Raw genomic sequence first — 20,369 nt, 5'->3', positions numbered from 1 at the left:
TATACGGGCAGACGTGAACAGAGGTAAATAGTAACATCAATTAATTAAATCACCTGATATATAACTTGCACAATTTGGGCATATTAAAGACGAAATCATTATGAGGAGGCACTCATGAGTATAGAAATTGCGTTAATGTTAATAGGCGTACTTATCGGCGGCGCAGTCATAGGATATTTAATTCAAGGCAATAAGGTAAAGAAAACCAAAGAACAATTAGAACAAGCTAAACAAGCGTTGGATGAAGCTGAAGCTGACGTTCAAGATAAACAATCTCTTCTTCGAGAACTACAGCAAGGCCAAGATAATCAAAAAGTTCAATTAGAAGCTATCTATTCAGAGCAAATTAGAGAATTAGAAGCAGAGTATCAGGCAAAAATCAAGGATTTAGAGCAATCACCAGTTGATCAGCCAAATTTAGAGGAAATCAAAGCTCAACTTCAAGCTGAAATAGAAGCATCCTATCAAACAACAATAACAGAAAGAGAAAGCTCATATCAAGCAAAAATTGAGGAAATATTGCAGTCTCAAAGAGAAGTTCAAGATCTAGAGCGGCTCAAAGCTGAATTTCAAGAGCAATTAGAACAATCTTATCGAGGTCAAATAGAAGAAATTGAACAGTCTTACCAAGCTCAAATTCAACAGCTAAAAGATCTCCATCAAGAAGAAATTTTACAGTTACAAGGATCTTATCAAGCTCAGTTACAAGAAATTGAACAAGCTAATCAAGTTGTTATTGAAGAGTTACAAGCGGACCATCAGGCCCAGTTACAAGAAATTGAGCAAGCTTATCAAACCCGAATACAAGAATTTCAAATTCCACAACCATTAGAATCTCTCGATTTTGAAGCAGAAGAGTCCATAGCACCCCTAGACGAACCATTCGGGGAAATGCCGGCACAAGCAGCCGAAAACTTGTTAGCATCAGAAGCGGCTTTCGATTTTGAACCAGAAGAGGCTATACCAACTATAGAGGAGTCATTCGGGGAAACCCCAGCCAGTCTCGAAGAAGATTTCTTAGAATCATTAAGCCCACAAAGCACTCTCGATTTTGAAGCAGAAGAGTCCATAGCACCCCTAGACGAACCATTCGGGGAAATGCCGGCACAAGCAGCCGAAAACTTGTTAGCATCAGAAGCGGCTTTTGATTTTGAACCAGAAGAGGCTATACCAACTATAGAGGAGTCATTCGGAGAAACCCCAGCCAGTCTCCAAGAAGATTTCTTAGAATCATTAAGCCCACAAGCGGGTTTCGATTTTGAAGCACAAGAGTCCATAGCGCCCCTAGACGAACCATTCGGGGAAATGCCGGCACAAGCAGCCGAAAACTTGTTAGCATCAGAAGCGGCTTTCGATTTTGAAGCACAAGAGGCTATACCGACTATAGAGGAGTCATTCGGGGAAACCCCAGCCAGTCTCGAAGAAGATTTCTTAGAATCATTCAGCCCACAAAGCACTCTCGATTTTGAAGCAGAAGAGTCCATAGCACCCCTAGACGAACCATTCGGGGAAATGCCGGCACAAGCAGCCGAAAACTTGTTAGCATCAGAAGCGGCTTTCGATTTTGAAGCACAAGAGGCTATACCAACTATAGAGGAGTCATTCGGGGAAACCCCAGCCAGTCTCGAAGAAGATTTCTTAGAATCATTCAGCCCACAAAGCACTCTCGATTTTGAAGCAGAAGAGTCCATAGCACCCCTAGACGAACCATTCGGGGAAATGCCGGCACAAGCAGCCGAAAACTTGTTAGCATCAGAAGCGGCTTTCGATTTTGAAGCACAAGAGGCTATACCGACTATAGAGGAGTCATTCGGGGAAACCCCAGCCAGTCTCGAAGAAGATTTCTTAGAATCATTCAGCCCACAAAGCACTCTCGATTTTGAAGCAGAAGAGTCCATAGCACCCCTAGACGAACCATTCGGGGAAATGCCGGCACAAGCAGCCGAAAACTTGTTAGCATCAGAAGCGGTTTTTGATTTTGAAGCACAAGAGGCTATACCAACTATAGAGGAGTCATTCGGGGAAACCCCAGCCAGTCTCGAAGAAGATTTCTTAGAATCATTAAGCCCACAAGCGGGTTTCGATTTTGAAGCAGAAGAGGCTATACCGACTATAGAGGAGTCATTCGGAGAAACCTCAGCCAGTCTCGAAGAAGATTTCTTAGAATCACTAACCCCAGAAAGCACTCTCGATTTTGATTCACAAAGTCCCATCACCGCTCTTGATGAACCACTATGGCAACAACCAGCCAGCCTCGAAGAAGACTTCTTAGAATCATTAACCCCAGAAAGCGCTCTTGATTTTGATTCACAAAGTCCCATCACCGCTCTTGATGAACCACTATGGCAACAAGCAGCCACCCGCGACATAGAAGAGTTATTTGGAACAGATGAACAAGCAGTAGAATCTGACTTGCTCGAGATTATAGAAGCAACCCACGAAACAGAAGCAGAAATTTTCGCTCTAGAGGAGTTAAAGGAAACTGAAGAATTGTTCAACCACCCATCACCTCCTGATGCTGAGTTGCTCGATATGTGGCAAATAGAAGAAGAAAGCCAACAAGAATCGGCTCAATTTGAAGATTTAGCCAATTTTGCTGAAAATTTAGATGATTCTCAAAACCTAGATGCCGATTTAGATTTGCTCGATCCTTTTAAAATAGATGAATCCTACTCTAATCAATCAGAGGTTCTTAAAACGGCTTCTAACAATGGTGCTAAACAAGGTTCCAACTTAAGCCTAGATGATTCCGAAGGCATTGATCCTTCAGTAGACTTGTGGTTGGAAACTGAAGAAAAACATACCTCGAAATTGCCTGAAAATCAATCACAAGAAGCTTTCGATGACCTCTTTGAGTCAGGAATTTTTGACGAGGAAAATGCTCTGAAAATCGAACAGGCAGAAAAGAAAGCTTAAAAGTCAGTTCGTTGCTTATGAGCATAAAACCTAAATTAAGCTGCTTAGGTGAGAAGTTACAGGTGAGACTCTATCTTTAACCCGCCTTACTTTTCATCCTTATTACTAACCACCTAAGCCGCTATATTTGTATGATTAAAGCCTACCGTCCTAGATGAGAGCTAACTAGGGTAAGTAGTCGGACATAAATAAAGCACTCTATATAAAGAATTGTAAAATGGCTACAATTACCCGACACCCGACACCCTACGATGCTCCGCGCTACGCACAGTCGCTTGTGCTAGGAGGTCACCCTAACCTCACAGTCGGGAACTCGTTCCCGACCCCAGTTAACTTTATTTTTGTCCAGGTACTTAGGATGTTTATTTCCGCTTCTTAATGATAGGCAATTTACCCAAGTTGGACGGGAGACAGAAAAACCATTTTCGTGAGCAAAAAAAACTCAGACAAAAAACAAGACTCGTCCTAAAATTAGACGTTATTGTCAAAGTTTCAATCACCAACGAGCCACTAGAAGAGGCAAGACAACAGGCAATTGGCAACAGTCCAAAAGTAACTGTTTAAACTTATTCAGATCTTTCTAAAAACTATACTATCTTGGGACGGAAGTAGTTATCATTAATAGAACCGAAAATATAGCAACCGCTAAAGCGGCAACTTAAGTCAGTTAATCCGTTGCTCAAGAGCAAGAGCAATCCACTTAAGAGGGGCAATCTAAAAAAGAGGGGTTTGGCTTGTACTCACCCAAAAGCGGAGCAACGGCGTAGACTACACCATTAGTCTAACTGGGTATAAGTCTTAGACTCACTCAAACGCTCGCTGTCAAAATTATTTTTAATTAATTGCCAAATAATACTAAAAGTGATTAACATGACTAAACAACAAAAAATTGTGATCTATCTGTAGAAGAGGGGAAACAATCAATTATACTGGTAGTCTTAATAGTCGCGATATAACCATCGCCCTTTAACCAGCGAAGATACCCCTATTTACTCAACTATTAGACCTCCTAGCTCGTTCGTGGTAACAGGAATTCGGTTGCCTAATCACGATAGCTCAATATAGCTGTTGAGGATTTAAACAACTGCCTACGCCTGAAAAGTATAGAGTTTAACCAACTCATGCAAAAGGCCAAACAAACCATCAACATCTAGTTGTCAAGAGACTATGGGATCTGATAGCCTCATTCATGCTTTCGACCTTTAATAACATGACTGCTGTGCCCATTTACCGCCAGCCATCCTCCAATACAAGTGCGACTGACAGTAATAAACCTGCTGACACCAAACCGGTTTTGGCCTTAAAAGAACTGGTCGCTAGTTTGTATCGAGAACAAAATAAGATACAAAACCTTTTAAGTTCTTTGGGCTTTGCCTTACGTAGTTTTAATAACTTAAACCAGTTTTTAGAACTAACCCCCCTAATGGCAGCAAGGGTAACAGACGCAGATGGAGGAGCGCTGATTTTATTTAAATCGAATGGACGAATATCTCTAGAACAATTACATTGTCAGGATAATCAGGTAACAGGACAACTGCGACGAGAACTAGAACAGATCGTTCGCCAGTTAAATGTCTCAGATCATCAAATTTCCGATAATTTTCCCCTATCTTTGCCCGAGTATCTTGATCGTCAAATCCGGCAAGCTTTGGGCACGACCATTCAACTTTACAGCACACCAGTATTAGTCAAAAATACAGAACGAGGGCGACTCTATGTTTTTAGTAGTGATCCAGAATATATTTGGACACAAACTCGGCGGAAATTACTTCAATTAGTGGCTGATCAAACAGCCGTAGCGATCGCCAACAATGAATTGACGATTGAACTACGCTCTAAAGAACGCCAAGATCGAGAACTAGAGATTGCTTCAGAAATTCAGTTACGTCTATTACCCCGAAAATGTCCTTTAATTAAAGGGGTAGACTTAGCCGCCAGTTGTAAAACGGCCAATCGAGTCGGGGGAGATTATTATGACTTTATTCCCACCAATTACGATCAACTGAGTCAAACTACTGAAGGGAAGGTAGAATCCCCGGCGGCTTGTGTTCCTTGGAGTATTGTAATCGGAGATGTGATGGGAAAAGGCGTTCCTGCCGGTCTAATCATGACCATGACCCGGGGAATGCTTAGAGCAGAAGTTCTTAACCGTCACACACCCGCTCAAATCCTAGAACATCTCAATCGTGTCATGTTCGCGGATTTAGAAAATTCTCATCGTTTCGTAACTTTATTTTACTCAGAATATGATCCCCAAAGCCGAATTCTATCCTATAGTAATGCGGCACATCATCCTCCCCTATTATGGCAAGCATCTACTGGTGTGATTCAACGACTCGATACCGAAGGCGGAATGCTCATCGGATTAGATCCTGAATCTCAGTATGAAAATGCTCAGATTGAGTTAGCTCCAGGAGATACAATTATTTATTATACCGATGGCTTTACCGATGCGGTCAACCAAAGTGGGGAGCGCTTCGATGAAGAAAATCTTATTCGGGTGTTTCAGCAAGCTTGTCAGAATTACGAGCATCCTCAAGCCATATTGGATGATCTATTTGACAAAGTTAATGCCTTTACCGGTTCAGACAAGACTAATAGCGATGATATGACTTTAGTCGTTATGAAGGTAAAATCTCAGGAGTAAGTGATTAGAAAAGCCAAAACTCATGAGTCAACTACCCCAACAAATCTTTTCTGAACTGTTGCCACCTGAACAAATAGTTAGCAGTTTGAGGGATACTATACCCTCATTAATGTTCTGGTTGGCCAGATTAGACCCTAAAGATACTGATGTAATCGCTCAATTTCAACAGTCCTTTAAGCATTTTGTCCAAAGTGGACAAGTTTGGGCATTGTTGATCGGGGTAGTCATTGGTTATTTATTTCGAGGTTTTACCTCCTATTAGTTTGACTATTGATTGTTTACTATTTTGGATTAATTGTTAATCGTGGCAGACAAGAAGACTTGGAGCGATCGCTTTGAAGGAAGCTTACATCCTGCGATCGCCCTATTCAATGCTAGTATCGGATTTGACATCGAACTGATTGAATATGACCTCACCGGTTCGATCGCCCATGCTAAAATGTTGGCTCATACCGGCATTATTTCGGACAGCGAAGCACAACAATTAGTAAGCGGATTAGAACAAATTCGCAGTGAATATCGAGAAGGAAACTTTAACCCGGGTATTGACCAAGAAGATGTTCATTTTGCTGTAGAACGGCGGTTAACGGAAATTGTCGGCGATGTGGGCAAAAAACTACATACCGCTCGCTCTCGTAATGACCAAGTAGGCACAGATATCCGTCTTTATCTACGGGATCAAATCGAGCAAATCCGAGTCCAAATCCGAGAATTCCAGCAAGTGTTGCTCTTTCATGCTGAAAACCACGTTGAAACTCTAATTCCGGGTTATACTCATCTACAAAGGGCCCAACCCGTGAGTTTAGCCCATCATCTATTAGCCTATTTTCAAATGGCTCAACGGGACTGGGAACGCCTCGGAGAAATTAAAAAAAGAACCAATATTTCTCCTTTAGGAAGCGGGGCCCTAGCGGGAACAACCTTTCCCATTGATCGCCATTACAGCGCGAAATTATTGGAATTTGAAGGAGTGTATATTAATAGTCTCGACGGCGTGAGCGATCGAGATTTTGCCATTGAATTCCTTAATGCGGCTAGTCTAATTATGGTTCATCTGTCCCGCCTCAGCGAAGAAATGATCTTGTGGTCTTCTCAAGAATTCAGCTTTATTAGTCTGACGGATAGCTGTGCCACCGGCTCTAGCATTATGCCCCAAAAGAAAAATCCTGATGTGCCTGAACTGATCCGAGGTAAAACCGGGCGGGTTTTTGGGCATTTACAGGGCTTGCTGGTGTTAATGAAGGGATTACCCCTGGCCTATAACAAAGACCTACAGGAAGACAAGGAAGCCCTCTTTGACGCGGTAAAAACGGTTAAGGCCTGTTTAGAAGCTATGACGATTCTCTTACAAGAGGGGATCAAATTCCGCACAGAACGTCTAGCTCAAGCGGTGGCTGAAGATTTCTCCAATGCAACCGATGTGGCTGATTATTTAGCGGCTCGAGGGGTGCCCTTCCGAGAAGCTTATAATTTAGTGGGCAAAGTGGTTAAAACCAGTTTGGCAGCCGGTAAATTACTCAAAGACTTAACCTTAGAAGAGTGGAAACAACTTCATCCGGCTTTTGAAGCTGATATTTATGCGGCGATCGCTCCATCTCAAGTGGTAGCGGCTCGTAATAGCTATGGAGGGACAGGATTTGAACAAGTTCGCCGTGCCATAGAAACCGCCAAATCTCAGCTTGAGGAGCCTTAAGGACTCCCAAAAGGCGGGCAAATTTAATCAAGACCCCGTCTTTGGCGGGGTTTAAGTTTCAATCAAGCCCTAAAATCTTGCGCTTATTTGTGTATAATAAAACTTTGCCGTAACTATTGATCATCTATAATTTAGACACACGAGGAGGAGTTGAACGCAAATCAAACAACCCTCTGCTAAAATCTTCTCTGTTATGATTATCTTTAATCCTTCATCCCTTAAAGGCTGATTATGTTTCGTGCCTGGCAATTTTTAACAACTGTAATTGGTGTGATCTTTCGTCATCCGGTGACGGGAACAACGATTATCCCTATTTTACCTGATGGTCGTATTGTTTTAGTACGACGACAAGACACGGGGCAATGGGGTTTGCCAGGAGGAATCATAGATTGGGGTGAAGAGATTTCCACCACAGTACGGCGGGAGTTAGCCGAAGAAACAGGCTTAGAATTACTAAAAATTTGCCGTTTAGTAGGAGTTTATTCCTCTCCTGAGCGAGATCCGAGACTGCATTCAATTTCTATTTTAGTGGAAGCCGAAGTTCAAGGAGCGTTAGGGGTTAAAGATAATTTAGAAATATCTGAAGCTAGAGCATTTGCTCGAGATGAGTTACCTTTGGGCAATTTGTCTCATGATCATGACCGGCAATTACAAGATTATCTAAAAGGATTAACCGTTGTGGCTTAAAAGCCCGAATAAGATTCTATATCGTCACCTTGTCTTCCCCCAAAAGGATTATTTATAATAGGAGAAACCAATAAAATTATCTAACCTTTCTTTAACCATCAAAATTCAATGAGCTTCTTTAACAGCACTGAGCCGATTTTACGACGCAAGCAACAAGCTTTAGATTATCAAGACATCAAAGGATTATTACAAATAGATTGGAAAATTAGCAACCGAAGGCTGTTTTCAGGTTTTTATACCAGAATTGATCAGGCTTTTGTGCTGTGGGGATTAATTTCTGCTGTGATTTTTCTGACGGCTCAGTTCGCTCCCATTAGTTGGATTACTCAAGCAATTTTTTGGACAATTTTGACCGTTTTAGGCACCATCGCTATGATGGGATTAACTCAGTTTTGGGTGAGGGTAGAACGATTAGAATGGGTTCTCTACTGTTGGGGATTTTTAATGATCTTGGGGGTAGTGATAACTGACTGTGGCATCTTTTTAGGGTGGAGTTCGGTGTTACTGCATTTATCTCATCTGTGGTTAGGATTGAGTGGTTTGGGGTATTTATGTACTGCCTTGGGACTGCGTTCTCGTGCTTTTTTACTGTCTGGGATTTTTCATCTATTAGGCATAGCGGTTCTTCCTTATGTGATGGGTTGGCAGTTTTTAACAACGGGTTTATTGATAGTCGTTAATCTTTTTCTGTTAGCGGAAACTCAATGGGATATGTGTCCGCCCATTCATAATTATGCTCTGTTGACGGTAGAACAATGCGAATTTAATCAACAACAACACCGCTTGCGTCAACTTGAACACTAACCTTAATCTGTGGACTTTGATCAAAAGAAGATAAAATACAGTGGGCAACCCCCCTCTAAAATTTAGGCATTTGTAAGGAGAAAAAAATGCTTCAGTCTTCTTACATCAATGATCAAGAACTGATGTTACTTAGCCGCCAAAATCCTCAATTTCGTTTTGAGCGCAATGCAGACGGAACTTTAAAAACCATGACCCCCACCGGCAAAATTTCTGGTAATAGGGAAGCAAAAGCTATCGCTTATCTATTAACCTGGGTAGAAAAGAATAACTTAGGAGAAGTTTTTAGCTCAAGTTGTGGGGTAAAACTGCCCAATGGAGCGATAAGATCAGCAGATGCAATTTTTGTAGCTAGAGAACGTTTACCCGAGGGTTGGGACCAAGGAGAAGATGAATTTTTAAATATTGTCCCGGATTTTGTCATCGAAATTCGTTCTAAAAGTGATAATTTAGAAGACTTAAAAACTAAGATGCAGGAGTATATAGAAAATGGCGTTAAATTAGGGTGGTTAATAGACCGAAAAAATAAACAAGCTTTAGTTTATCGTGCTGATGGTTCAATGACTCAGTATCCAGAGGATAGTCTTTTAAGCGGCGAAGGGGTTGTACCTGGGTTCACATTATCCTTGCGGTCTATGCTTTAATAGCCGCCATAAACTACACTATAAAGAACAGCTACTAGGTTTAAATCAGCATTATCTTTCGTCAGATAACATCGTGGCATCAGCAACCCCCGAAATTCAACAGCGAGTCGAACAACTGCGATCCGAACTGCAAAAAGCCAGTTATGCTTATTACGTCCTCGATAATCCGATTATGGAGGATGCAGTTTATGATCAACTGTATCGAGAACTGGAAAACCTAGAAACTCAATACCCCGAATTAATCACCCCAGATAGTCCGACGCAACGGGTAGGGGATAAACTCTCTGAACAGTTTACCTCGGTTAAACACCATATCCCTCTTTACAGTTTAGAAAATGCCTTTAACCTAGAAGAGTTTACCCGTTGGCAAGAAAGATGGCAACGTATTGCCCCAGAAACGAAGCAATTTGAATATGTTTGTGAGTTAAAAATTGATGGATCAGCCATCGCCTTAACCTATGAAAATGGTCTTTTAGTGCGGGGAGTAACCCGAGGTGATGGAGTAGTGGGAGAAGAAATCACCCAAAATATTAAAACCATTCGTTCCATTCCCCTACGCTTACAATCGGATCATCCTCCTGCTAGAGTAGAAGTGCGAGGAGAAGCTTTTTTACCGGTGGAAGAATTTGAAAGAATTAATCAAGAAAAAGCCGCCACCGGTGAATCCCTATTTGCTAACCCTCGTAACGCCGCCGCCGGAACCCTACGCCAACTCGATCCAAAAATCGTTGATCGCAGGCGCTTACAATTTTTTGCCTATACGCTTTATATTGTTGATACTGAAAATCAGTCCTATCCTCAAACTCAATGGGAGTCGTTAGAATTTCTACAAAAAATCGGATTTTTAGTCAACCCTAACCGCAAACTCTGTCAATCTCTAGAAGATGTAGAACAATATTATCAACATTGGGATACCCGAAGACGAAACTTACCCTATATGACGGATGGGGTAGTGGTCAAAATTAACGACTATGATCTGCAAAAACAATTAGGGTTTACGCAAAAATTTCCCCGATGGGCGATCGCCTTAAAATATGCCGCCGAAGAAGCGCCCACAAGAGTGAAAAATATTACTGTGAATGTGGGAAGAACTGGTGCCGTGACACCGATGGCGATCATGGAACCGGTACAATTAGCCGGCACCACCGTACAAAAAGCGACGCTTCATAATAGTGATCGCGTGGCCCAATTAGATATCCGGGTAGGGGATACTGTCATTATCCGCAAAGCCGGAGAAATTATTCCCGAAGTAGTGCGAGTGATCAGCGAATTACGCCCTGCTAATACTCAACCCTATCAAATGCCTACCCATTGTCCCGAATGTAACTCTACCCTAGTTCGTCCAAAAGGAGAGGCGGTGACGCGCTGTGTGAATAGTTCTTGTCCGGCCATTTTACGGGGTAGCTTAGTACATTGGTGTTCTCGAGACGCGCTGGATATTCGAGGGTTAGGGGAAAAGGTTGTTATCTTACTGATTGAAAATGAGTTAGTTAAATCTATTGTAGATTTATATGGTTTAAAAGCCGAACAAATTGCCAGCTTAGAACGCATGGGCACAAAATCGGCTAATAATTTAGTCAATGCTATTAATAAAAGTAAGCAGCAACCTTGGTCACGGGTTTTGTATGGTTTAGGAATTCGTTATGTGGGTAATGTGACGGCGAAAATTTTAACCGATAATTTTCCGACTGTAGAGCAATTATCTCGGGCTTCTTTTGCATCGTTAGAATCCGTTTATGGCATTGGCTCAGAAATCGCTCAATCTGTTTCTGATTGGTTTAAAATTGAAGCGAACCTAACTCTAGTTAAGCAGTTACAGCAAGCGGGTTTACAGTTTGAAACAGCTACCGTTACCAAAAATACCTCTGAGTCTACACCAACTCCCTTAAAGGGTAAAACCTTTGTGATCACCGGCACTTTACCGAGTTTAAAACGAAATGAGGCGCAACAATTAATTGAAGAAGCCGGCGGAAAAGTTACCGGTTCAGTCAGTGCGAAAACCGATTATCTGGTGGTAGGAGAAGACGCAGGATCTAAATTAGCGAAAGCACAACAGTTAGGAATTATTCAACTGAGTGAAGAAGCACTTTTAGCGATGATCCAGGGAAAAAATCCCCCATAAGTTAACTCTTCTTGTGAGGGAAAAGAGAATTATTTCTCAATCTGTAAAGCCGCCATAGCCGCCTTAATCAACTGATAATAATGAGGTTGAGTCACATCAATCTTTTGAGCATTATCTCGACGGGTTCCTAATAACCCTATTCTCTGACCTTTATTAACCGCTAAAACCTTCCCCTGCTCATTTCTAATTCTCAACTCATTTAACGACTCCCAAAAACTACAAGCATAAGACCTTCCGTTAATTTCAAAAACAGCTTTTTTGGTCGCTTGTGCGGCTACCGGCACTCTTACCCCCACTAATTCTAACTCAATATTAGTATTACCATTCCAATGATTCTCCTTTAACTTATAAGCCACATCTAGACACATGGGTAAAGGAAAATACTGACTCCAACGCCAGGCAATCGCTTTTATTTCTGTTCCATCTTCTTGTGCTAAAATCAGCTTAAGATGCTTTTGTCCTACTACTTTTTGCTCAATTACTCTAACATTAGGAGTCCAAAAAATCGGGAAATCATTACCAATTCCCCAAGGTTGTAAACCGTCTATTTGCCCATACAAATAAGGGTTTAACTGATTAAAATCTGCTTGAGCATCAATCTTAACCAAAGGCTTCAAAAATTCAGGCTTAAGACATTGATGGGCAAAGGTACTCAAACGCTGTTTAAAGGCTTCTAAATTCTTGGCAGGGAAACTAAACCCACCGGCGGCTTTATGTCCCCCGTATTTTCCCAATAAATCATGACAAAATTCTAACGCTTCAAATACATGAAACTCTTCTATTCCTCTTGCTGAACCTCGAATTTTATCGGGTTCTTCTTCTTCATAAGTGCCAATAAAAACCGGAGCGCCGTAACGTTCCACTAAACGAGATGCTACAATTCCAATTACCCCATGATGCCAGTGAGGTTGAACAATGATTAATACCCGGTCTTGCTGCCAATTAATGGGAATTGTTTCTATTAAATTAACCGCTTCTTCTTCTATTTTACTACATAATTGTTGCCGCTTTTGATTAATTTGTTCACACTGCATAGCTCTTTCTAAGGCTAAACCTTCATCCTCAGTAGTCAGCAATTCAATCACCACTTGAGGATCACCAATTCGTCCCACCGCATTAATCCTGGGTCCCAATCTAAAGCCAATATCATCCGGTTTTAATTCCTTTTGCTCATCACTCACTCCCGACATTTGAATTAAGGCTTGCACCCCCGCTAATTGAGATTTAGGCAGCTTGCGGAGTCCTCGTTTTAACCAACGACGGTTAACCCCAATTAAAGGCGCTAAATCAGCAATAGTTCCTAATGTAAATAATTCCAATAATTGATCGGTTAACCCCTTTAATAAACCCATATTTTGAGCCGTCGTAACTGCTAAAATATAGGCAACTCCTACCCCGGCTAATCCTCGATAGGGAGAAGATGAGGGAAGTAATTTAGGATTAAGAATAGCATCAGCCGGCGGCAACTTTTCGGGTAAGTCGTGATGATCTGTAATAATGACACTGAGTCCTAAATCTATGGCTCTAGCAATAGGTTCATAGGCAGAAATTCCATTATCAACCGTTAAAATTAATCCTACCCCTGACTTAGCAAAATCTTCCACAATACGGGTATTAATCCCATAACCCTCTTTCATACGAGAAGGGATAGCATAGTCCACATCTGCCCCTAAATGCCTTAAAGCGCGTAATAATAGGGCAGTGCTAGTCATTCCATCAGCATCATAATCCCCACAGATGGCGATTTTATCTCCAGATGAGATGGCTTCTTCAAGTAATTCTACACTGACAGCTAAATCGGAAAATTCTTCTAGGGGTGAAGGAAGTAATAAAGATTCGGGTTCAAGATAAACTTGTGCTAATTCGGGAGTATTAATCTCTCGATTAATTAATACTTGAGCCATTATAGGTAACAGTCCGGTAGTTTCTACCAGTTGCTCAACAATTTCAGGCGCAGAAGAGGAAATTAGCCACCGTTGATTAGGCAGTCTCATAATAGGGTGTAGGGTGTAGGGTGTGGGGTGTGGGGTGTGGGGTGTAGGGGGAAAGGGGAATGACTAATGATTAATGACTATTGACTAATGACTAATTAGGCCAATTTTGATGGTCATTAAGAGAATTGAGAGCCACAGAATATTGATTAAATTTATCAAAGCCGCCTACTTCTGCTAGGGTGTATAGGGGTCTTCCTTTAATTTCTTCATAAATACGTCCGATATATTCTCCTAAAATTCCTAAACAAATCAATTGCACTGAACCCAGAAAGAAAATAGCAATCATAATTGTAGCTAATCCGGTCACCGGAGAATGGGGTTCATATAAACGCCAGTACAGCACTAAAATAGCCATCAACAGTGCAACGCCTGCGGAAAGTAAACCCAGATAACTCGAAAGACGTAAAGGAACTTTAGAAAAAGAAATTAAGCTATTAATCGCCAAAGATAAAGACTTACTAAATGTATATTTTACCTCTCCAGCAAAGCGCGGCTCTCGTTCAAAGGCAATGGCGGTCTGACGAAACCCTACCCATGCTCTTAAGCCTCTAATATAGCGGTTTCGTTCTGGCATGGCATTGAGTAAATCTACCACTTGCCTATCCATTAAACAAAAATCTCCCGTATCGGCTGGTATGTCAACATCGGCTAAGCGTCTCAGCAGTCGGTAAAAAATATAAGCACTCAAGCGCTTAAACCAACTTTCTTGTTTTCGCTTCACTCGTTGAGCATAAACCACTTGATACCCTTGTTGCCACTTCTCTATCATTTTGGGGATCAACTCGGGTGGGTCTTGAAGGTCAGCATCGAGAATAACCACCACTTGTCCGCGAGCAAAATTTAAACCGGCTGTTACTGCGATCTGATGTCCAAAATTACGAGCAAAGCTTAAATAACAGACTCTAGGATCACACAGGTGTAATTCCCGCATCAGGTTTAGGGAGTTATCCCGGCTTCCATCATTGATTAAAACTAATTCAACTGTATCATCTAGCCTTTCCATCACTGCACTGACGCGACGATACATTTCTGAAATAATTTCTTCTTCGTTATAGATAGGGATGATCAGGGAGTATTTAACACTACCATTTCGGCTATTCACGGGTTTAACTTATCCGTTGTTGAAGAATTTTTAAATTTATTATGGACGATTTTGGCCTGATTGTGATTTTTATTACAATTGAGATGCTTGAGTTTCTTTTGAGTGCTTTTGTTGCCAATCTTTTCCAAGCTGAATTGTCACATCTGAGGCTAAATTGCCGGTACTTTCCACTAAAACTTCTCCAACCCCTAAGTTAGCGCGTAATTGTGCCGCACCGGAGTCATCTCCTTTTTGTGCCACAATTCGAGTTACCGTTAAAGGTTCTGGCCACTGCTCACTGACATAAATTCTCCTAAACCCCTTTTCTTGTAAATAACGCACCATAGCTTGTACGGCTTCAGGGTCACCTGTGCTATCTTGAATAGCTATCCTCAAAGAAGTAGGGTCATTGACCACTGGCTGCTCCTCGTTATAGCCATGATCAAAGTATTGAGCTACCATCGTTTTAATCTGACGCTCGTAGGGTATCCAATAGCTTACTTCTTTTTTCCCATCGCCGCTAAATCCACCGGGTAACATTAACATTTGTATTTTTGAGCGTTGAGTTTGTCCGGCAAATCCGGCTAAGGCTACCAGTTCTTCTACAGATAAATTGGTATCAATATTAGATTGAATTACAGAAACAATATCGGGGATTTTTAAGAGAGTTTGAGGTTTAAGTGCCTGCTCAATTAAAGCTCGGAGTAGCATTTGTTGCCGTTGAATTCGCCCAATGTCGCCATATTCATCATAACGAAAACGCAAAAATTGAGCCGCTTGTTCACCATTGAGATGTTGTTCCCCTTTTTTAAGATTGACGTAAAAGTGCTGACTGTCGTCTCTATATTTCATATCTTTAGGAACATAAACTGTCACTCCACCTAAAGCATCAATCAGCTTTTCTACGCCTTGAATATTCACTCTAACATAACGGTCAATGGGCACTCCATCGAGCAAATTACTTACTGTTTGTGCTGTTAGGGCCGGACCTCCATAATAGTTCGCTTCATTAATTTTTTTCAAGCCATGTCCTTCGATTAAAGTTTGAGTATCGCGAGGAATAGAAAGGACGGCTAATTTTTCTTGAGTGGGTTCAAACCTCAATAAGAGCATGGTATCCGTCAATCCATGAAAGGAATTGACTAAGGCTTGATAGCCTAAATCTTTTTGATTTTCAGGAGGATTATCCAGGTCAGAGGTTAATACTTTTGTTCCTAATATTAAAATATTAACGGGGCGGCTCAACTCGGGTAAGTGTAAATTTTTATAGGCTACTGTCTCATCTTGATTAAAAACCGCTTGTTCTTGGGGAGATAATTTAGCTTGCCTGAGAGGAGTTGTAGACAAAGAAACAGCAAGAAGGGCACCTGCTGTAGCTGAAACAAGGGCGACTCCGGTTAATCCTAAGCCCACGAATAACCATTGGGCAAAGAATTTTTTAGGGCGGGGCTTTTTTTTGACGGGTTGTTTTTCTTCCACTGGTTGACTTTTTGGATAAGTCTTAAATTTTGACACAGGCTCCTCACACGTCCAAACAGTTGATTTTTTGTACTAAGCTCTCAGGAGCTTCCTTTAATTCCATTAAAACAGGCAGAAGGATTTTTCTGCCATGCTCAGGATTATTTTAATGAGTATTTTTCATTTTATATCCCAAATCTCTCATGCTGACAAGCTATTTTTCCCTATCTGCGCTTTTTATCATAGGCAACTGTTATACTACATTGGTTTGGGTTTCTTTTTAATAATTAATCAAAGGAATCCATTCATAACTATCGATAATTCCCTGAAAATAGGAGTTTATGGTGTCTCTTGAGTAGGGGACTTTGCCATTTTGCCCAAACCAGCGCTCATAGATAGCGACAGAGGACATTTGATCGCTGACAATACCTTCCATATACTGTACTAAACTATAATTAACTAAATCCCGCCATTGAGATTCGTCTTGAGGAATTACGCAAGCATAGGATTCATACATATAGGGATATTCGGGAACGATTTCTAGACTATTGCCATTCTTGACTGTTCGTTTTAATCCTTGTAAAACGATTCCATCACTCGCAAAGCCGTCTATTTCTCCTTTTTCTAATTTTTGTAATCCTTCAAAACGATCTTTAACGGTGACTAATTGTGCCGCCGGTTGTTGTAGTTTAATAGCTCTTTCGTTGGTGGTGTTGGGAATTACCCCGATTTTCATTCCTGCTAAGGATTCAATGGTTCCTAAATTACTGCCTTTTTTTACTAATAGTTGTGTGCCTGATGCAAAATAACTGACTGAAAAATCCACTTCTTTATCTCTAGCCCAAGTGACAGTTGTTGAGCCGCATTCAATATCAATACTTTGGTCTTTAATTTTTGCAAAGCGATTTTCGGGGGTGACTTCTACTAATTGAAGTTTGATCGGTTTTCCTAATTGTTTTTCGGTTTGTTGTCGAATGAGTTCTAATATATCGAGGGAGTATCCTACCCATTGTCCTTTCTCATTGACATAGCCAAAGGGAATAGCATCTTTTCTAGCGCCTGCGGTGATGACACCAGTTTGTCGAATTTTATCTAAGACTCTGCCGGCTAAACTTGGGGTTTGGCTGGTTATGGTTAATAATAGGGTTATGGCGGTTATGGCAAGTTGTTTGTACATAAGTACCTGGACAAAATTAAAGTTAACTGCGAGTTTGGGGAATGGGCAATGGGGAATGGGCAATGGAGAAGGGTTGTAGGCGTTTTACAATTCTTGACACAGTGGACTTTATTTATGTCCGACTACTTAGCTTCTCACACTTGTTACCTCTGCCTTAAGACTGATTGATGAGGAGTTGGGTTTCAATTGAAGCAAAGAGTGCCGCCCATAAGACAAAAATTAAAAATGCAATTGTTAATTCAGTTAAAAGACTCAAGGTTATTTGATGTTGTAAAGACAGAATAGAAAAAATAGAAAGGGAACTGTTAACTCAGCTAAAATTATTCCTACTGCTATTTCCCATTGTTTAAGTATTAATAAAATTATGGCTGCTGGTAAGGTCAAAAATGAGGTATAACTTAGAGTAAAAATACTAAATATACTTAAAATTGATAAAAGCCAAGGAGGAAGAAAATCCAAGTGAATAGATGAATATAAAGATATAGCAGCAGATCCAGATTCAGAATAAAGAATGATATTTATTGTTATAATAATTAAATAAGTCAAAAATATTTTTGTTAGACTCGATTTATAATTGTTCATTTGAGTTAATTTAATGAGTTAAAAGAGCGAAAATTATCCAAGCACGCCCCCACACAATAAAGCACCTAAAAATAACATTGTCAAATCAGCTAAGATTATTCCTACAGCTATTTCCCATTTTCGTAAAAATAATAATATTAAAGAGGCGGGTAAGAGAATAAACGATTGAGCAAATGCTAGAGTTACTAAAAAGGCAAATGGAACATATTTTGTTCCAACAAATATATTTTTTGAATCATTAATTATTGAAAATGAACTGTTTTTAATTTGATAAATTACAGTTATAATAATACTTATAATTAAATCAACTGCAATAACTATCAAATAACTCTTAAAGATTTTCTTAACGCCTGGGGGTACTCTTTCCATATCTTTAATTTCTATAAAAAATATTGTAAGTATCAAAGGGAATAATTCTTCCGTCAGGGTGAGCAATATGAATACAAGAGCGCTTAACCGAACGAACATCAAAATTATAAGGATCGAGAAATTGAACAATCAAAACTCGAAAAATATTTTCATAAGTTAACCCATCGGGAACTTTAACAAGCGGCAAACAACAAAGTAGCTGTTTTAAGGAAGCGGTAGCAGATTTAGGAGAATGAGCCGTAGAAAAAAGGTCAAAAAAATGCTTTTTAAACTCAACATTTTGCTCAAATTGAATACTATTGGGGATAAGTTTAATATAGTCTTCTGAAGAAATTAACCCCGTTAACGGGATAACTTTACCATTTAGTTTAAGCGCATAGCCCATCGCTAAACAGTCAGGATGACAAGGAATAGGTAAAATGTCTTCAGGTTTAAAATAAGGACTTTGAGTTAAAATATCTCGCCGCACCTCGGTTAAAGTATAGCGATCTCGTTTGACATCATAATTGTCTAATCTGCCAGCTATTTGAACCGGTTGAAAAGTTACTCCTCTAACACATTTTTGCTGTAAAGCATACTCAATAATATCACCAATCTCATGATTATTAAGTCCTTTTTTTAGAGTGACAACTAGAGTTGTAGAAATATTAAATTTATTGAGATTAGCAATCGCTTGAGAGCGAATGGTTTTTAAATCCACTCCTCGTAATACTTTTAACGCTTCTGAATTTAAACTGTCAAACTGAAGATATATTTCAAAATTAGGCATATAGTTAGACAGCCGCTCACAGAATTCTAAATCTTTGGCAATTTTAATCCCATTAGTATTAATCATTAAATGTTTAATAGGTTTACTTTTAGCCAAATCTAATATTTTAAAAAATTCTGGATGTATAGTCGGTTCGCCCCCACTAATTTGCACGACTTGAGGTTCTCCTTCATTGGCAACAATCGCATCTAACATAGTTTCTATTTGTGCTAAACTACGATGTACCCTAGGAAGATCCGAGCCAGTAAAAAATTCTTCTGTTCCTGATTCTGCATAACAAATTGGACAGGAAAGGTTACATTTATCTGTCACTTCTAAAAGGGTTACACAGCTATGTTGCTCATGATCCGGACATAAACCACAATCATAAGGACAACCGAATTTAATCGGAGTATTAAAGCGTTTTGGTAAGTCTCCAGGTTTAATAAATTCTAGAGATTTCTTATAATATTCGATATCATCAGCGATTAAAACTTCTTGGTTTCCATGTTCTGAACAATGCTTATGTAAATAAACTTTATCATCTCTAAAAATAATTTTTGCTTCAACTTTTTTAAGACAGTGAGAGCAGATGCTATTCGTCAGACTGTAAAAAAGATAATTTCGAGTAGTCATGATTTTTTGAGAATAGTTTCATGTTGATGAAATTCAAATAGACGCGGCATACTACGAAAATAATAAATTAATCCTAATAAACAGGCAATTTGAATACTACTTAAGCCTAAAACAGACAAAAAAGTCGGTTTAATAAAATCGATGAACAAACGAAAACCGAGATAACTAATCATAAAAAAATTAAATCTATCTCCTTGGCGGATTTTATACTGTTGGCGAACGAATAAAAACACCATTAAAACTATTAAAAAAGCAATTTCATAAAGTTGGGTAGGATGGCGAAGAATTCCATCACCAAAGTCAATTCCCCAAGGTAAATTAGTGGGCAGTCCATAAGTGCCATCTTCTAAACCCGTTAAAAAACAGCCAATTCTACCAATAGTCATTCCGACAATTAAGGGATAAACAAAAGCATCACCCGTTGAACACTTGACTGCTAAAATTTTTTTGGTTAATTCGACTCCAATTAATCCGCCTAGTAAACTGCCAACTAGCGTTTTACCAGGACTAACAAATAATAATTGTAATTTTTCTGGATTTTGAAGATAGACATCTAAATACTGAAATACTACTAAAATTTTTGTCCCTATTAAAGCACCAAACATTGCACCAATAGCAATAAAACTACGTTCTTTTAGGGGAATAACATCATTTTGTAAATTATGATAAAATAAAAGGCGAAAACTCACTATATAGGCAATTAACTCGAATACCAAGTGAGGATGAAGCTTAACGTTTCCAATTTCAAGATAAACAGGAAATTGCATGGCTTAAACTCTATTAAGTATTTTTGTTAATTCTAGCCTAGTGTATT

At 39.9% G+C, this 20,369-nt stretch carries 15 protein-coding genes; 8 read left to right on the top strand and 7 right to left on the bottom strand.

Annotated elements, in window-relative coordinates; genetic code table 11:
- Positions 1 to 114: 114 nt before the first annotated feature.
- The 8 genes from CYAN7822_RS15240 to ligA all read left to right on the top strand — a co-directional run bounded on the left by CYAN7822_RS15240 (position 115) and on the right by ligA (position 11,510).
- Positions 115 to 2,916, top strand: a complete 2,802-nt coding sequence (locus tag CYAN7822_RS15240) for a coiled-coil domain-containing protein (protein ID WP_013323165.1) — start codon at positions 115 to 117, stop codon at positions 2,914 to 2,916.
- 1,210 nt (positions 2,917 to 4,126) lie between these two features.
- Positions 4,127 to 5,563, top strand: coding sequence for a PP2C family protein-serine/threonine phosphatase (locus tag CYAN7822_RS15230; protein ID WP_041933263.1), 1,437 nt, complete (start codon positions 4,127 to 4,129; stop codon positions 5,561 to 5,563).
- Between the two features lie 22 nt (positions 5,564 to 5,585).
- Complete coding sequence (locus CYAN7822_RS15225) at positions 5,586 to 5,825, top strand: hypothetical protein (RefSeq protein WP_013323162.1); 240 nt, start codon at positions 5,586 to 5,588, stop codon at positions 5,823 to 5,825.
- Positions 5,826 to 5,867: 42 nt separating this feature from the next.
- Complete coding sequence (gene argH / locus CYAN7822_RS15220; protein ID WP_013323161.1) at positions 5,868 to 7,256, top strand: argininosuccinate lyase; 1,389 nt, start codon at positions 5,868 to 5,870, stop codon at positions 7,254 to 7,256.
- Between the two features lie 231 nt (positions 7,257 to 7,487).
- Positions 7,488 to 7,943, top strand: a complete 456-nt coding sequence (locus CYAN7822_RS15215) for an NUDIX domain-containing protein (protein WP_013323160.1) — start codon at positions 7,488 to 7,490, stop codon at positions 7,941 to 7,943.
- 108 nt (positions 7,944 to 8,051) lie between these two features.
- Complete coding sequence (locus tag CYAN7822_RS15210; protein WP_013323159.1) at positions 8,052 to 8,747, top strand: hypothetical protein; 696 nt, start codon at positions 8,052 to 8,054, stop codon at positions 8,745 to 8,747.
- A gap of 86 nt (positions 8,748 to 8,833) precedes the next feature.
- On the top strand, positions 8,834 to 9,388 hold the full coding sequence (locus tag CYAN7822_RS15205; RefSeq protein ID WP_013323158.1) for a Uma2 family endonuclease: 555 nt from the start codon (positions 8,834 to 8,836) through the stop codon (positions 9,386 to 9,388).
- A gap of 73 nt (positions 9,389 to 9,461) precedes the next feature.
- Complete coding sequence (gene ligA, locus CYAN7822_RS15200) at positions 9,462 to 11,510, top strand: NAD-dependent DNA ligase LigA (RefSeq protein ID WP_013323157.1); 2,049 nt, start codon at positions 9,462 to 9,464, stop codon at positions 11,508 to 11,510.
- Between the two features lie 29 nt (positions 11,511 to 11,539).
- On the opposite strand, the gene recJ is transcribed toward ligA, so the two are convergent.
- The 7 genes from recJ to CYAN7822_RS15160 form a co-directional block, all read right to left on the bottom strand.
- Positions 11,540 to 13,504, bottom strand: coding sequence for a single-stranded-DNA-specific exonuclease RecJ (gene recJ / locus CYAN7822_RS15195; RefSeq protein ID WP_013323156.1), 1,965 nt, complete (start codon positions 13,502 to 13,504; stop codon positions 11,540 to 11,542).
- Positions 13,505 to 13,595: 91 nt separating this feature from the next.
- A complete protein-coding gene (locus CYAN7822_RS15190) occupies positions 13,596 to 14,606 on the bottom strand; it encodes a glycosyltransferase family 2 protein (RefSeq protein WP_013323155.1) in 1,011 nt (336 codons plus the stop codon).
- A gap of 72 nt (positions 14,607 to 14,678) precedes the next feature.
- The gene (locus CYAN7822_RS15185; protein WP_013323154.1) at positions 14,679 to 16,100 is read right to left on the bottom strand and encodes an LCP family protein; all 1,422 of its coding nucleotides are present in this window, start codon (positions 16,098 to 16,100) and stop codon (positions 14,679 to 14,681) included.
- A 223-nt stretch (positions 16,101 to 16,323) separates the two neighbouring features.
- Positions 16,324 to 17,220 carry an amino acid ABC transporter substrate-binding protein gene (locus tag CYAN7822_RS15180; protein WP_013323153.1) on the bottom strand — a complete coding sequence of 299 codons (897 nt, stop codon included), beginning with the start codon at positions 17,218 to 17,220 and terminating at the stop codon, positions 16,324 to 16,326.
- Between the two features lie 615 nt (positions 17,221 to 17,835).
- Positions 17,836 to 18,171: a hypothetical protein gene (locus tag CYAN7822_RS15170; protein ID WP_013323151.1), complete on the bottom strand. Its 336-nt coding sequence runs from the start codon at positions 18,169 to 18,171 to the stop codon at positions 17,836 to 17,838.
- A gap of 4 nt (positions 18,172 to 18,175) precedes the next feature.
- Positions 18,176 to 19,555 carry a radical SAM protein gene (locus tag CYAN7822_RS15165; RefSeq protein WP_013323150.1) on the bottom strand — a complete coding sequence of 460 codons (1,380 nt, stop codon included), beginning with the start codon at positions 19,553 to 19,555 and terminating at the stop codon, positions 18,176 to 18,178.
- The gene (locus tag CYAN7822_RS15160; RefSeq protein ID WP_013323149.1) at positions 19,552 to 20,322 is read right to left on the bottom strand and encodes a prolipoprotein diacylglyceryl transferase; all 771 of its coding nucleotides are present in this window, start codon (positions 20,320 to 20,322) and stop codon (positions 19,552 to 19,554) included. Before CYAN7822_RS15160 ends, CYAN7822_RS15165 begins: the two co-directional genes overlap by 4 nt.
- Between the last annotated feature and the right edge of the window lie 47 nt (positions 20,323 to 20,369).

It is taken from the genome of Gloeothece verrucosa PCC 7822, assembly GCF_000147335.1.
In the GTDB taxonomy this organism is placed as follows: Bacteria; Cyanobacteriota; Cyanobacteriia; order Cyanobacteriales; family Microcystaceae; genus Gloeothece; species Gloeothece verrucosa.
Note: the sequence above shows the minus strand (reverse complement) of the source record. Positions and strands in the feature narration are given on the sequence as shown.